Genomic DNA, 12,452 nt, shown 5'->3' on the forward strand with positions numbered 1-12,452 from the left:
CCTCGCGCCCCTGCCGTCCTCGCGCTCCTGCCGCCCCGCGCTCCTGCCGCCGATGCTCCCGTCGCACTTTCTGTCGCTGTGTCGGCCGCAGAGCGACAGAAAGTGCGACGGGAGCACACTGCTTCTGCGTCCGACCGGGACCGCGAAACGAAACGTCATCGGATGCGGGGAACCGACATGCGCCACGTACTGTGGGGGAGTTCCCGTGACGGTCGCGTAAACTCGCACCGCGCTTCACACCCCAGGAGGGTTCATGTCCCGTCGTCTCATCGCCGTCACCGCACTCGTCGTCGCCGCCGCGGCACTCACCGCCTGCAGCGGGTCGAGCACTCCCGCGAGCACCTCCAGCTCCGGTGAGAGCTCTGCGAGCTCGGAGTACGGCCTCGCGAAGGACGGCGTCCTCACCGTCGGCACCGAGGGCACCTATCGTCCCTTCAGCTTCCACGGCGACAACGGAGCGGGCGACCTGACCGGATACGACGTGGAGATCATCGAGGCCGTCGCAGACAAGCTCGGCCTCGACGTGAAGTTCGAGGAGACCCAGTGGGATGCGATCTTCGCGGGTCTCGACGCCGGCCGATTCGACGTGATCGCCAACCAGGTCACCATCAACGACGAGCGTGAGGCCAAGTACCTCTTCAGCACCCCGTACACCGTCTCGCCCGGCGTGATCGTCGTGGCCGAGGACGACGACTCGATCTCGTCCTTCGCCGATCTCAAGGGCAAGACCACCGCGCAGTCCCTCACCAGCAACTGGAACGACCTCGCCACCGAGTCCGGCGCCAAGGTCGAGGGCGTCGAGGGGTGGGCTCAGGCGGTCGAGCTGCTCCGCCAGGGCCGCGTCGACGCGACCATCAACGACAAGCTCACGTTCCTCGACTACGAGACCACGAACAGCCCGACCGGCCTGAAGATCGCGGCCGAGACCGATGAGGCGGGCAAGTCGGCCTTCGCGTTCACCAAGGACAAGGAAGCCCTCGTCACCGCGGTCGACGGAGCGCTCGACGAGCTTCGCGCTGACGGCACCCTGGCGGAGATCAGCAAGAAGTACTTCGGCGAAGACGTCTCCCAGTAGTCGATGGAGAATCCCTGGCAGCTGTTCCTGGACTCGCTCGGGCCGATCGCCTGGGCGGGTCTGACAGCGACGGTGCCGCTCGCGCTGGCGTCGTTCTCCCTGGGGCTGCTCATCGCCATCGGTATCGCGCTGATGAGGATCTCGGTGAACCCGGTGCTCTCCGGCATCGCGCGGTTCTACATCTCCGTGATCCGCGGCACGCCCCTGCTGGTGCAACTGTTCGTGATCTTCTACGGCATGCCGTCCATCGGGGTGACGATCGACCCGTGGCCGAGCGCCATCATCGCGCTCTCGCTCAACGTCGGCGGGTACGGTGCCGAGGTGGTGCGTGCCGCGATCCTCTCGGTCCCGCAGGGGCAGTGGGAGGCGGCGTACACGGTCGGCATGAACCGCACCCGTACGCTCACCCGCATCATCCTGCCGCAGGCGGCGCGCGTCTCGGTCCCGCCGCTGTCGAACACGTTCATCTCGCTGGTGAAGGACACCTCGCTCGCGTCGCTGATCCTCGTGACCGAGCTGTTCAAGGTGGCGCAGCAGATCGCCTCGACGACCTACGAGTTCATGGTGCTGTACCTCGCCGCCGCGCTGGTCTACTGGGTGCTCTGTCTGGTGCTGTCGTTCGGCCAGAGTGCCCTCGAGAGGAGGCTCGACAGCCGTGTCGCGCACTGACAACACCTCGGAGGCGCTCCTCACCGCCCGTGGCCTGCACAAGAGCTTCGGCGCCAATGAGGTGCTCCGTGGCATCGACCTGACCCTGCACCGCGGAGAGGTCGTCGTGCTCATCGGGCCCAGCGGTTCGGGCAAGACCACGGTGCTGCGCGCCCTCAACGGGCTCGAGACGCCTGACGCCGGCACGATCGTGGTCGATGGCGGCCCGGAGATCGACTTCGCTCCCGCGGTGAAGCCCTCGCCCCGGGTGCAGAAGCAGAAGCGGCTCGCGCTGCGCGACCGGTCGGCGATGGTGTTCCAGCACCACAACCTGTTCCCGCACCTCACTGTGCTCGAGAACGTCATCGAGGGTCCGTGGCGCGTGCAGGGTCGACCGAAAGCCGAGGTCGTCGCCGAGGCCCTCGTGCTCCTCGATCGGGTGGGCTTGGCCGACAAGGCTGACGCCCGTCCGCATCAGCTCTCCGGCGGACAGCAGCAGCGCGTCGGGATCGTGCGTGCGCTCGCGCTCAAGCCCGACCTGCTGCTGTTCGACGAGCCGACGAGCGCGCTGGATCCCGAGCTGGTGGGGGAGGTGCTGCTCGTGATCAAGGAACTGGCCGACGAGAACTGGACCATGGCCGTGGTCACGCATGAGCTCAGCTTCGCGCGGGAAGCCGCCGATCACGTGCTGTTCATGGACGGCGGCGTCGTCGTCGAGCAGGGCCCGCCCGCCCAGCTCTTCAGCGCACCTGTGCACGAGCGCACGCAGCGGTTCCTCACCCGCATCATGCGTCCTCTCGACGGCGCCTGACGGGGCGACCTTGCGAGAGAGACTTCGCGAGAGAGACTTCGCGAGAGCCACGCCTTGGATGCGGATCGGTGGGAGGATGCCCTGGTGGGAACCATCGACGACTACCTCGAAGACCTCGCACCGGCCGATCGGGCCGCGATCGATCGCGTCTACGCGGTCGCCCGCGCGAAGGCGCCGGATGCGGAGCAGGGCAAGGGCTATGGAATGCCGGCGCTGGTGCACCACGGCAAGCCACTGCTCTCGGTGATGCGCGCCAAGAAGCACATCGGGGTCTACCCGTTCAGTCCGGATGCGGTGGCCGCCGTCGCAGATGCCCTCGCGGGCCACCCCGGCGCCAGTGTCGACAAGGGCACGATCCGGTTCCAGCCCGAGCATCCGCTCCCGACCGAGGTGCTGGAGACTCTCGTCCGCACACGTCTCGCTCAGATCGACGGCGCCTGACTCCGCTCAGACTCCCAGCACGGGGAGCACGAGGCTGATCGCGATCGAGATCATGACGACGGCGATCACGGCATCGAGGATGCGCCATGACCGCGGGGTGCGCAGCCAGCGTCCGAGATACCGCGCCCCGAAGCCCAGCGCGGTGAACCACAGCAGGCTCGCGGCCATCGCCCCGACGGCGAAGAGCCAGCGCTGGTCACCGTGCGTGGCCGCGATCGATCCGAGCATCAGTACGGTATCGAGGTACACGTGCGGATTGAGCCAGGTGAGAGCGAGGGTGGTGAGGACGACCGGCGCCAGCCGTGTGCAGGTCATCGTCGACGTGGTGCCTCCGGCCGTCGGAGCGCTGAGTGACGCGGCTTCCGTCGCGTCGACGTCGAGCTCCTCGCCTCCGCGCCAGGCCCTCCGCGCGGCGAGTGCTCCATAGGTGAGCAGGAACAGCGCACCAGCCCACCGTGCGACCACGACCAGCCAGGGTGCGGCGGAGATCACGAACCCGAGCCCGGCGACCCCTGCGGCGATCAGCGCCGCATCGGAGAGCGCGCAGATGATCACGACGGCCAGGACGTGTTCGCGACGGATTCCCTGACGCAGCACGAACACGTTCTGCGCGCCGATGGCGACGATGAGGGAGAGGCCGAGCCCGAGGCCGGCGAGAATCGTGAGCATGGCTCCAGCGTAGGAACCTCCTGGCATGAAGAGAAGCGAAGATTCCTACCGAACCATTAGCATCTCTTATGTGCGTATCGATCCCGAACTCGCGAACACCCTCGCTGCGGTCGTCGACGAGGGCACTTTCGACGCGGCGTCGAGACGTCTGCAGATCACGCCGTCTGCGGTGAGCCAGCGGGTGAAGACCCTGGAGCAGCAGCTCGGTCGCATCCTGGTGGTGCGCACCAAGCCCGCGCGCCTGACCGAGGCGGGGGAGGCCGTCGTCCGCCTGGCTCGACAGGTTGCGCTGCTGGAACACGATGCGCTCGTCGGCGTGGGCATCGACGAGGCGGACGGCAACCGGCGCATCACGGTTCCTCTCGCGGTGAACGCCGATTCGATGGCGACGTGGTTCCTGGCCCCGCTCGCGCGGCTCTCCGCCCGGCATGACATCGACTTCGACCTGCATCGCGACGATCAGAACTTCACCGCGCGGCTGCTCGAATCGGGGGCGGTGATGGCGGCTGTCACGAGCGAGGAGACCCCCGTCACCGGCTGCTCGGTGTCGCCGCTCGGGGTGCTCGAGTATCGCGCGATGGCCGAGCGGGAGTTCGCCGCACGCTGGTTCCCTGACGGGGTGACATCGTCGGCGCTGGCCGCGGCCCCGTTCGTCGACTTCGACCGCAGGGACACCCTGCAGCACGAATGGCTCAGAGCGATGTCGGTCGAGCAGTCCGGCGTGCCGCGGCACTACGTCCCGGCTTCGCACGACTACGCGCTCGCGGTGGCTCTCGGACTCGGGTGGGGCATGGTCCCGGTGCCGCAGGATTCGGGTGCACTCGTGCCATTGGGCGGTCCGACGCTCCGGGTGCGGCTCTACTGGCAGCAGTGGAACCTGCGATCGGAGCTGCTCGACACCATCGCTGCGGAGGTCGCGGCGGAGGCCGGGCGGGTCCTCGGGGCTCCTGCGTTCAGTCGGCAGCGTTCGTCCGCGGCGTCACGCCGGACCCGAGGGCGTGCAGCAGACGGGTGAGGTTGCCGATGTCGGTGAGGCTCCACTCCTCGAGCGTGTGCAGCAGCATGCCTTCCTGCGGCAGTCGAGCCGCGGACAGTCTCTCCGTGCCGAGTGGGGTGAGCTCCAGCAGGGAGGAGCGTCCGTCGGCGGGGTCGGCCGTGCGTTCGATGAGGCCGAGATCCTCCAGCTCGCGCACTGTGCGGCTCACCTGACCCTTGTCCATGAGCATCCGCTCGGACAGCGTGGACACCGTCACCCGTTCGCACCGCGCGATCGTGGTGAAGATCTTGTAGGCGCCGGGCAGCAGCCCCGGACTCACACGGTTCGCGTTCTCGGTGATCACACGCCGGAAATGCGTGATGAGCTCGCCGAACTCCGCTTCGAGGGCGCGGACCGCTTCGGCCCGCGCCTCCGGGGTGTCGGCGTCGTCCGGGGTGTCGGAGTTGTCCTCAGCGTCGAGCATCGGACGAGGCATCCCCGTGGCCGTCGGCGCGGTCGATGACGCTCACCGCGCCGGTCGTCGGTGCTCCGGCGAGCGCCTCTGCGTCGGCGATCGCGACGTCGGAGGCCTCTGCCGCACGCCCGTCGGTCTGCTGCGCGGCGTCGGCCTTGGCCCGCTCGGTGGTCGTCATCGTGGTCAGAGGACGATTCGGCAGGAACAGGATGGCGATCAGGCTGATCACGGCGAGCGGGATGCCGATCAGGAACGCATGCGAGATCGCCTGCGCATAGAAGTCCTCGATGATCGAGCGCACCGGTTCGGGGAGCAGGCGCACCTCCGGCAGTGTTCCGCTGGACAGCTGTGCGGCGACCTCGGCACCCTTCTCGCCGAGTTGGGCGATCGCTGCTCCGATGCGCTCCTTGCCGTCGCTGAACAGGCCGGTGAGGCTGTTCGCGAGCACGGCACCCATGACCGAGACCCCGATCGTGCCGCCGAGGCTGCGGAAGAAGGTCACCCCGGAGCTCGCCACGCCCATCTCGCTGGGCTTGGCGACGTTCTGCACGATGAGCACGAGGTTCTGCATCGTCATGCCGACGCCGGCGCCCATCACGAACATGTAGATCGAGACGAGGACGAAGTTCGTGTCGTAGTGCAGTGTCGATAGCATCACCGATCCGGCGATCAACAACACGGATCCCAGGATCAGGTAGCCCTTCCACTTGCCGAACCGCGTGACGAGCTGACCGATGACCATCGAGGCGATCAGGAGTCCGGCCATCATCGGGAGGGTCATGAGTCCGGCCTCCGTCGGCGTCGCGCCGCGGGACAGCTGCATGTACTGCGCGAGGTACACCGAGGTTCCGAACATCGCGACGCCGATGGAGATCGACGCGAGCACCGAGAGCGTGAAGGTGCGACCGCGGAAGAGCGTGAGCGGGATCAGCGGCTCGCGCACCCGGAGCTCGACGATGATGAAGGCGACGGTCGAGACGATGGCGCCGCCGACCATGAGCACGGTCTCGGTGCTCCACCAGTCGAAGGTCGACCCCGCGTTGGTGATCCAGATGAGGATCAAGGAGACGGCGGCGGAGAGCAGCACGATGCCGACGTAGTCGATCGTCACCTTGCGGGTGCGTTCGGTGCTGATGTGCAGTGTCTTCTGCAGGATGATCAGGGCGGCGACGGCGAAGGGCAGCGCGACGAAGAAGTTCCAGCGCCAGTTCGCGACATCCGTGATCCATCCGCCCAGCAGCGGGCCGCCCACCGTCGCGACGGCCATCACGGCGCCGAACAGGCCCATGTACCGGCCGCGCTCGCGGGGGCTGATGATGTCGGCCATGATCACCTGGCTGAGAGCCGCGAGTCCGCCGCCGCCGATGCCCTGGACGGCGCGGAAGGCGATGAGCGTGTTGGTGTCCTGGGCGAAGCCGGCGGCCGCCGTCGCGCCGACGAAGACGACGATGGCGATCTGGATGAGCAGCTTGCGGTTGAAGAGATCCGCGAGCTTGCCCCAGATGGGTGTCGAGATCGCAGTGGTGAGCAGTGTCGCGGTGATGACCCACGTGTAGGCGGCCTGGTCGCCGCCGAGGTCGTGCACGATGACCGGCATCGAGGTCGAGACGACCGTGGTGGCGATCATCGAGACGAACATGCCGAGCAGGAGTCCGGTGAGCGCTTCGAGCACCTGGCGATGCGTCATCTTGACGGGAGAATCCGGGGTCATGACTGACCTTTCGAAGGAGATGAGAGGAGGTGTCGCGACAGCTCTGGCACGCGCAAGATGGTTGAACTGGGTCAACTATACGCCGGTGGTTGATGTTGGTCAACGATTTCCCGAGGTGCATCCACTCTGCGCGGGATGAGCCGATCTCCTGCGCGAAATCGCCTTGTCCTGCGCAGGGGGCGGGGAGAGGATGGCGCAAACGCGCGGATGCGGGGTCGTTGAAGGGTGACCGGAACACACGCGTTCACGTGGTTCTCGACGTTCCTGAGGGGGAAACGACATGGCAACCAAGGCAACCCAGCGCAAGGTCCTGGCGGTATTGGCCGGAGGGCTCGTGCTCGGCATCGGCACCGCGGTGACGCTCGCGGTGTGGAACGATTCCGAGTTCGCGAACGGCACGTTCACGGCAGGTGCGTTCAACCTGCAGGGATCGACGGACGGCACCACGTATGCCGACCACAACTCCGCGGGCAGCGCCGCCACGCTGGCGTTCACGCTCCCCGCCGGGCTGGTGGGGAACATGTCGCCGACGAGCTCGGTGTACGCCGGGTTCTGGGTGCGTCTGGCCGGGGGTACGACGACCGCAGCCAACCTCGCCGCCGCAGGGACCACAGCCGACCCCGCAGCGAGCTCCAACACCGGACACCTCTCCTATTCGATCTATCAACTCGCACCCGGCGCGACCTGCAACGCGGCGAGTGCCACCGGGACGCCGATCGCCACCGGGGCGACACTCGACGTGCAGACCGGCGTGACACAGGTGCCGCTCGCCGTCGGCAGTCCCACGACCGCTCCCGGCACGGCCGTGCAGCTCTGCTTCAAGGTGACGGCGGATGCGGCGCTCACGCCGAGCCTGGTGACCAACGCCACCTGGAAGTTCACGGCCACGTCGACGAGCTGAGCGTGTGATGGTGACCCGCAGAGAGGTGCGGGAGGGGCGGAAGCTTCGATCACGTCGACTGCGAGCGGTCCTCGCCGGAGGACTCGTGCTCGGCATCGGCGCCGCCGCCACCCTCGCCGCGTGGAACGACTCCGAGTACGGTGCCGCGAACTTCACCGCTGGCAGGTTCGACATCGTCGGAGCCGTGGATGGAGCCACCTTCTCGAGCCACGCAACCACCGGCGCCGCCGCGACCCTGAACTTCCAGCTCGCTCCCACCGCGATGGCTCCGGGCAACTCCACCTACGCGCTGTTCAGCGTCAAGACCGCGAACCCGTCCGTCGCAGGAACACTGCAGCTGTCGGCGGGAACGCCGGGAGGGACGGGGCTCGCCGCCTACCTCACCTACGGTGTGCGCACGATCGCCGGCACCACCTGCAACTCGACCACCTACGCGGCAGGGACGTCGGTCGTGGCGGACGGATCGGCGCTCACCGCTGGCGGCTCGGCAACGCAGGTCGTCACCGCGAACGGTGCCGCACAGGTGAACTACTGCTTCGCGGTCACGCTCCCGCTCACCGCCGCGAACGCGGCGCAGGGGCTGACGATGACGCAGACCTGGCAGTTCCTCGGGACGTCGTCGTAGCAGCGGTGTCAGGGAGAGGACGAGCACATGACCACCCCCACACGGCGCAGCCTGAGGGCGGAGAAGACGTCCCTCGCCGCGGTCGAACCCCACGCGACCGCGGCGAGGGTACACACACGCATGCGACCGGGGCGTGTGATCGGCGATGTGCTGCTCTGGCTGGCTGCGATCGCCGGCGCGGTCTGCATCCTGCTCGTCGTACTCGCTCTCACGGCGCAGATCACGCTCATCATGTTCCGCACCGGCTCGATGTCGCCCACCATCCCCGCCGGATCGGTCGCCGTGGTGCAGCGCGTACCGGCGAGTGAGATCGCGGTCGGCGATGTGGTCACGGTCGACCGCGAGGGGGAGCTTCCCGTCACCCACCGCGTCACCTCCGTCATCGCGGGTGCGAGTGTGCAGGAGCGGGTGATCACGATGCAAGGGGATGCGAACACGGCGGAGGACCCCTTCCCCTACACGGTCTCCTCCGTCAGGAAGGTGATCTTCGCGATACCGGGAGTCGCGTCGATCATCGCCGGGATGGGCAATCCGATGGTGCTGGGAGTCCTGACCGTCGCGGCGACGTCTCTCGTCGTCTGGGCTTTCTGGCCACGTGAGCAGCATCGCGCCGCGCGCGATCCCGACGGGAACGGGCCATGAGGCGCGCGCTCGCCGTCGCGCTGCTCGCGGTTGCCGCGATCGCGACGCCTGGTGCGGCCTGGGCGGCGCCCACGACGCAGGTCATCCAGGGATCCGTTCTCCGACTGGTCTCCGTCGCGGACTGGGCGGCGGCCGGCAGCCTGTTGCCGGGGCAGCCGGTGCAGTGGGACATCGAGGTGAGCGCCGATGCGCCCGATCCGGGAGTCATCCGGATCGCCGTGAGCGCGACAGGTGAGGCGCACCTGCTCCTGGACGTCTCGACCTGCCCGCAGGCATGGACCGCAAGCGGATGCCCTGATGGTGCGACGGTGCTGCGCGCGGGGTGGGACATCCCTCGCGACGGCGTCGAGGTTCCGCTCCTTCAGATCGGCGACGCCGAGACGGCGCACCTCCGCCTCGCCATCGTCCTCGACCCCGCAGGCGGTTCGGGCGCGGGTAGCACCGATGTCCGCGTGCACGCGCAGGGCGCGGGGGAGACCGTGGTCGCGGGGTCCGACGGTGCTCTGGCGACGACAGGTCCTCCGTCCGCGGTGCCGTGGATCGTCGGAGCCGGTGCGGTCCTCGTCGGGTCGGGTGCGGTTCTGGTGCTCCGGCGTCGACATGCCGGCTCGGGCGCTGGGGGTGCGGGATGAGAGGCCGCGGACGTGGTCGCATCCTCACCGCGGTTGCCGGGTTCGCGGTGCTGCTCGGTGTCGTATCCTCTCCGGCGGTGCAGGTGACAGACGCCGCATTCACCGACAGCGAGTACGCGGGGCAATCGTTCACGGCATCGACGCTGGCGACTCCCGTGGTGACCTCGTGCACGGTCACGAACCTTCTCGGCACGTTCACCGGGTTCACGATCACCTGGACCTCGCCTTACCTGACGGCGCAGCAACGGCTGTCGATCAACAACGTTGTCGTCGACAACAGCAATGTCACGCAGAGCGGCTCCGGTCCGTACACCTATTCGTCGACGATCAGCTCGGGGCTCCTGAACACGCTGCTCGGAAGCCTGCTCGGTTCGACGAACACCGTCAAGGTCGAGAGCATCGCGGGAACGGCGTGGGTGTCACCGGCGGCCACGCGCACGCTGTCGGTGGGTGGCCTGCTGGGCCTCGGCGGCAACAACACCTGCACGTGAGGTGTGCGTGCGCGGTGGTGCGGGCCTGTGGCGCAGCGGTCAGTCGGCGCAGTGGTCGGTCGGCGAGCTCGTCAGTCGGCGAGGGCGAGCGCGCGGAAGGCGTCGCGCTCTCGAAGCTGTTCCCGGCGGCTGGCAGCCGCGTCCACGAGCCGGCTCGGAACCTGCTGTCCTGTGGTGCGGCGGTAGAGCTCGTCGATGAGGTCGGTGGCGAGCCCGACGAGCTTGGCGATCTCGCGATCGTCCCGGTCGATCCATACGCAGCGCGGCTCGTCGTGGATCGGAGCGAAGTCGACGTGCTCCTCCCACACGAACAGTGTGCGCTCGGCGCCCAGGACGTGCTGCTGCCACCAGATCTGACGGAGGTAGGTGCGCGGGATGCCACGGAAGGGCTTGTTCGTGGTCTTGATCTCGGCGAGCTTCACTCGTCCGTCCGCGTCGACCGCGATGCCGTCGGGGGTGGCGAGGTGGCGATGCTCGACTTCGGCACGGAACAGGGCGGACGAGGGGAGGATGCCGTGGGTGGCAGCCACCCATGCGGCGATCTCGGGTTCGCGTCGGCGGCCGTGATCCGTGTAGGCGTTGCCGCCGAAGCGGGGTCCGCCGCCGAGCTTCGAGTCCGCTGCCCTCGCGATCGACTTCTCGGAGGTGAGCCCGGCCACGTCTGTCGCCGTGATGCCGCGCGATCGAGCTCTCAGCCATGCCACGCGGTCACGGGAATCCGCGACGATGCGTGCTGAGAGTTCCGGGGTCACCCTTCGACCCTAACCCCGTCCGCCGACCCTCCCCGCCCGCACACGCCGCCCTGCCCCTCACGCCCGCCCCGTCCCTCTCGTCGCTGACTGCACGCGGACTCGCTGTGACCCACGGTGGTCGCCGAAACCCACGTTCGCAGTCGCTCGGGACCGTGGGTCTCGGCGATAGGCGTGGGTGCCGGTTCCGCGAGGCGACGACATGCTCTCTCGTCCTGCTTCCTGCACAGCGTCGACGCGAAGCCAGTTGTGCGCACCGCCGGGGCTTTGTGGAGCTCTGCAGCGCGGAGGGCATGCGCGGATGACGATGATCGAGTGCATGCGAAAAGCCGTCACGCTCGAGGAAGCGCGCCAGCTCCTGCTCTCCAGAAGCGATGTTCTCGCTCGAGGGGTCACTGAGCGTGGACTCCGGGCCATGGTCGACGGCGGCTCCATCGTGCGAGTACGTCGCGGCTGGTACGTGGACGCCGCGGAGTGGGAGCAGCTTTGGGTCGAAGGTCGTCATCTGCTGAAGGTGCTTGCCGTGCACCACGAATCCATCGACGGCGGTGCCACATTCTGCTTCGCCTCGGCCGCCGTGATCCACGGGCTTCCGCTCTATCGGACGTCACCGGCGCACGTTCACGCGGTTCTCGGACCGACGAGCCGAAGCAGGGTGAGGTGGGGCGTCGCGAGGCACGATCTCACCCTCCGCGCACGCGACATCGTGGAAGTCGAGGGCATCAGGTGCACTTCGCTCGAAAGGACTGTGCTCGATCTGGCGTGCCGGCTCACGCCCGAGGCGGCGATCGCGGTCGCCGACGCGGCGCTGCGGCGCACAGCGGTGCGTGGACACGAGCAAGATGATGCGGCCGCCGAAGAGTGGAGGAGCGAGCTCGGCAGGCGTGCGCAAGGGGTCTCGAACCGTGGCATCCGTCAAGCACGCGAGGTGATCGCGCTCTCGGATGGCCGTGCCCAGCTTCCCGGAGAGAGCGTGAGCCGTCTGCACCTTCATCGGCTCGGGTTCACCGAGGTCGATCTGCAGTCGCGTGTCATCGGACCGCAGGGTGAGGACTATCGGCTCGACTTCGCCTTTCGGGGAGCACGGGTGTTCGGCGAGTTCGACGGGTGGGGAAAGTACCTCGATCCGACGTTGCGCTCAGGAATGTCGGCGGAGGCCGTGGTGCTCGCGGAGAAGCGTCGAGAGGATGCGATTCGTGGCGTCACCGGGTGGCGGATCGTCCGTTGGGGATCCGAGCACATCGTCACGTCGGATGCTCTCGGCGCGCGGCTCCGTGCGTTCGGCCTCCACCCCTGACGCACACTGCGCTCGTGCTCGCCCCATCTCATCGCCGAGACCCACGCTCGTCGCCCAGACCCACGCTCCGACGCGGATCCGAGGGTGGGTCTCGATGCGGAACGTGGGTCTCGCCGGGAGTGCGCCCGTCCTCACGCCATCTCATCGCCCAGACCCATGCTCATCGCCCAGACCCACGCTCTGACGCGGATCCGAGGGTGGGTCTCGATGCGGAACGTGGGTCTCGCCGGGAGTGCGCCCGTCCTCACGCCATCTCATCGCCCAGACCCATGCTCATCGCCCAGACCCACGCTCTGACGCGGATCCGAG

Annotated in this window: 15 protein-coding genes; 11 read left to right on the top strand and 4 right to left on the bottom strand. The window is 68.1% G+C overall.

The annotated features are described in order from the left end of the window. The first annotated feature begins 253 nt into the window (after positions 1-253). The 4 genes from RN51_RS14360 to RN51_RS14375 all read left to right on the top strand — a co-directional run bounded on the left by RN51_RS14360 (position 254) and on the right by RN51_RS14375 (position 2,975). Positions 254-1,075 carry an amino acid ABC transporter substrate-binding protein gene (locus tag RN51_RS14360; RefSeq protein ID WP_045264696.1) on the top strand — a complete coding sequence of 274 codons (822 nt, stop codon included), beginning with the start codon at positions 254-256 and terminating at the stop codon, positions 1,073-1,075. Positions 1,076-1,078: 3 nt separating this feature from the next. Beyond that, positions 1,079-1,744, top strand: a complete 666-nt coding sequence (locus RN51_RS14365; protein WP_045264697.1) for an amino acid ABC transporter permease — start codon at positions 1,079-1,081, stop codon at positions 1,742-1,744. Further along, positions 1,731-2,534, top strand: coding sequence for an amino acid ABC transporter ATP-binding protein (locus tag RN51_RS14370; RefSeq protein ID WP_045264698.1), 804 nt, complete (start codon positions 1,731-1,733; stop codon positions 2,532-2,534). The genes RN51_RS14365 and RN51_RS14370 overlap by 14 nt, the downstream gene beginning before the upstream one ends. A gap of 84 nt (positions 2,535-2,618) precedes the next feature. After that, a complete protein-coding gene (locus RN51_RS14375; RefSeq protein WP_045264699.1) occupies positions 2,619-2,975 on the top strand; it encodes an iron chaperone in 357 nt (118 codons plus the stop codon). 6 nt (positions 2,976-2,981) lie between these two features. Here the strand turns inward: RN51_RS14375 and RN51_RS14380 are convergent, their stop codons facing one another. Then, positions 2,982-3,644 carry a LysE/ArgO family amino acid transporter gene (locus RN51_RS14380; RefSeq protein ID WP_045264700.1) on the bottom strand — a complete coding sequence of 221 codons (663 nt, stop codon included), beginning with the start codon at positions 3,642-3,644 and terminating at the stop codon, positions 2,982-2,984. Positions 3,645-3,714: 70 nt separating this feature from the next. Between RN51_RS14380 and RN51_RS14385 the strand changes: the two genes are divergently transcribed. Further along, positions 3,715-4,659, top strand: a complete 945-nt coding sequence (locus RN51_RS14385) for a LysR family transcriptional regulator ArgP (RefSeq protein ID WP_197073264.1) — start codon at positions 3,715-3,717, stop codon at positions 4,657-4,659. On the opposite strand, the gene RN51_RS14390 is transcribed toward RN51_RS14385, so the two are convergent. Then, positions 4,598-5,104 carry a MarR family winged helix-turn-helix transcriptional regulator gene (locus tag RN51_RS14390; protein ID WP_045264702.1) on the bottom strand — a complete coding sequence of 169 codons (507 nt, stop codon included), beginning with the start codon at positions 5,102-5,104 and terminating at the stop codon, positions 4,598-4,600. The two genes, RN51_RS14385 and RN51_RS14390, sit on opposite strands and share 62 nt — an antisense overlap. Continuing rightward, the gene (locus RN51_RS14395; RefSeq protein WP_045264703.1) at positions 5,091-6,806 is read right to left on the bottom strand and encodes an MDR family MFS transporter; all 1,716 of its coding nucleotides are present in this window, start codon (positions 6,804-6,806) and stop codon (positions 5,091-5,093) included. The genes RN51_RS14390 and RN51_RS14395 overlap by 14 nt, the downstream gene beginning before the upstream one ends. Positions 6,807-7,086: 280 nt before the next feature. On the opposite strand from RN51_RS14395, the gene RN51_RS14400 reads away from it, so the two are divergent. From RN51_RS14400 to RN51_RS14420, 5 genes are read left to right on the top strand one after another with little or no spacing between them, the layout of a single operon-like run. Beyond that, entirely contained in the window at positions 7,087-7,707 is a 621-nt protein-coding gene (locus tag RN51_RS14400; RefSeq protein ID WP_045264704.1) for a SipW-dependent-type signal peptide-containing protein, read from the top strand. A gap of 7 nt (positions 7,708-7,714) precedes the next feature. Further along, positions 7,715-8,332 carry a SipW-dependent-type signal peptide-containing protein gene (locus tag RN51_RS14405; RefSeq protein WP_045264705.1) on the top strand — a complete coding sequence of 206 codons (618 nt, stop codon included), beginning with the start codon at positions 7,715-7,717 and terminating at the stop codon, positions 8,330-8,332. A gap of 27 nt (positions 8,333-8,359) precedes the next feature. After that, the gene (locus RN51_RS14410) at positions 8,360-8,974 is read left to right on the top strand and encodes a signal peptidase I (protein WP_052674732.1); all 615 of its coding nucleotides are present in this window, start codon (positions 8,360-8,362) and stop codon (positions 8,972-8,974) included. Beyond that, positions 8,971-9,606, top strand: a complete 636-nt coding sequence (locus RN51_RS18600) for an LPXTG cell wall anchor domain-containing protein (RefSeq protein ID WP_045264706.1) — start codon at positions 8,971-8,973, stop codon at positions 9,604-9,606. Before RN51_RS14410 ends, RN51_RS18600 begins: the two co-directional genes overlap by 4 nt. After that, a complete protein-coding gene (locus RN51_RS14420) occupies positions 9,603-10,097 on the top strand; it encodes a hypothetical protein (RefSeq protein ID WP_045264707.1) in 495 nt (164 codons plus the stop codon). Before RN51_RS18600 ends, RN51_RS14420 begins: the two co-directional genes overlap by 4 nt. 71 nt (positions 10,098-10,168) lie before the next feature. On the opposite strand, the gene RN51_RS14425 is transcribed toward RN51_RS14420, so the two are convergent. Next, complete coding sequence (locus RN51_RS14425) at positions 10,169-10,849, bottom strand: YqaJ viral recombinase family protein (RefSeq protein ID WP_045264708.1); 681 nt, start codon at positions 10,847-10,849, stop codon at positions 10,169-10,171. Between the two features lie 316 nt (positions 10,850-11,165). Here RN51_RS14425 and RN51_RS14430 point away from each other — a divergent pair, with 316 nt between their 5' ends. After that, positions 11,166-12,143, top strand: a complete 978-nt coding sequence (locus RN51_RS14430) for a hypothetical protein (RefSeq protein ID WP_156149191.1) — start codon at positions 11,166-11,168, stop codon at positions 12,141-12,143. Positions 12,144-12,452: the final 309 nt, after the last annotated feature.

It is taken from the genome of Microbacterium oxydans, assembly GCF_000956405.1.
GTDB classification, from domain to species: domain Bacteria; phylum Actinomycetota; class Actinomycetes; order Actinomycetales; family Microbacteriaceae; genus Microbacterium; species Microbacterium oxydans_C.

Bases quoted from the DNA above. Each gene is read 5' to 3' on its own strand.
- RN51_RS14360 (WP_045264696.1), top strand. From the start codon at position 254: ATGTCCCGTCGTCTCATCGCCGTCACCGCACTCGTCGTCGCCGCCGCG.
- RN51_RS14365 (WP_045264697.1), top strand. From the start codon at position 1,079: ATGGAGAATCCCTGGCAGCTGTTCCTGGACTCGCTCGGGCCGATCGCC.
- RN51_RS14380 (WP_045264700.1), bottom strand. From the start codon at position 3,644: ATGCTCACGATTCTCGCCGGCCTCGGGCTCGGCCTCTCCCTCATCGTC.
- RN51_RS14390 (WP_045264702.1), bottom strand. From the start codon at position 5,104: ATGCTCGACGCTGAGGACAACTCCGACACCCCGGACGACGCCGACACC.
- RN51_RS14395 (WP_045264703.1), bottom strand. From the start codon at position 6,806: ATGACCCCGGATTCTCCCGTCAAGATGACGCATCGCCAGGTGCTCGAA.
- RN51_RS14400 (WP_045264704.1), top strand. From the start codon at position 7,087: ATGGCAACCAAGGCAACCCAGCGCAAGGTCCTGGCGGTATTGGCCGGA.
- RN51_RS14405 (WP_045264705.1), top strand. From the start codon at position 7,715: ATGGTGACCCGCAGAGAGGTGCGGGAGGGGCGGAAGCTTCGATCACGT.
- RN51_RS14410 (WP_052674732.1), top strand. From the start codon at position 8,360: ATGACCACCCCCACACGGCGCAGCCTGAGGGCGGAGAAGACGTCCCTC.
- RN51_RS18600 (WP_045264706.1), top strand. From the start codon at position 8,971: ATGAGGCGCGCGCTCGCCGTCGCGCTGCTCGCGGTTGCCGCGATCGCG.
- RN51_RS14420 (WP_045264707.1), top strand. From the start codon at position 9,603: ATGAGAGGCCGCGGACGTGGTCGCATCCTCACCGCGGTTGCCGGGTTC.
- RN51_RS14430 (WP_156149191.1), top strand. From the start codon at position 11,166: ATGCGAAAAGCCGTCACGCTCGAGGAAGCGCGCCAGCTCCTGCTCTCC.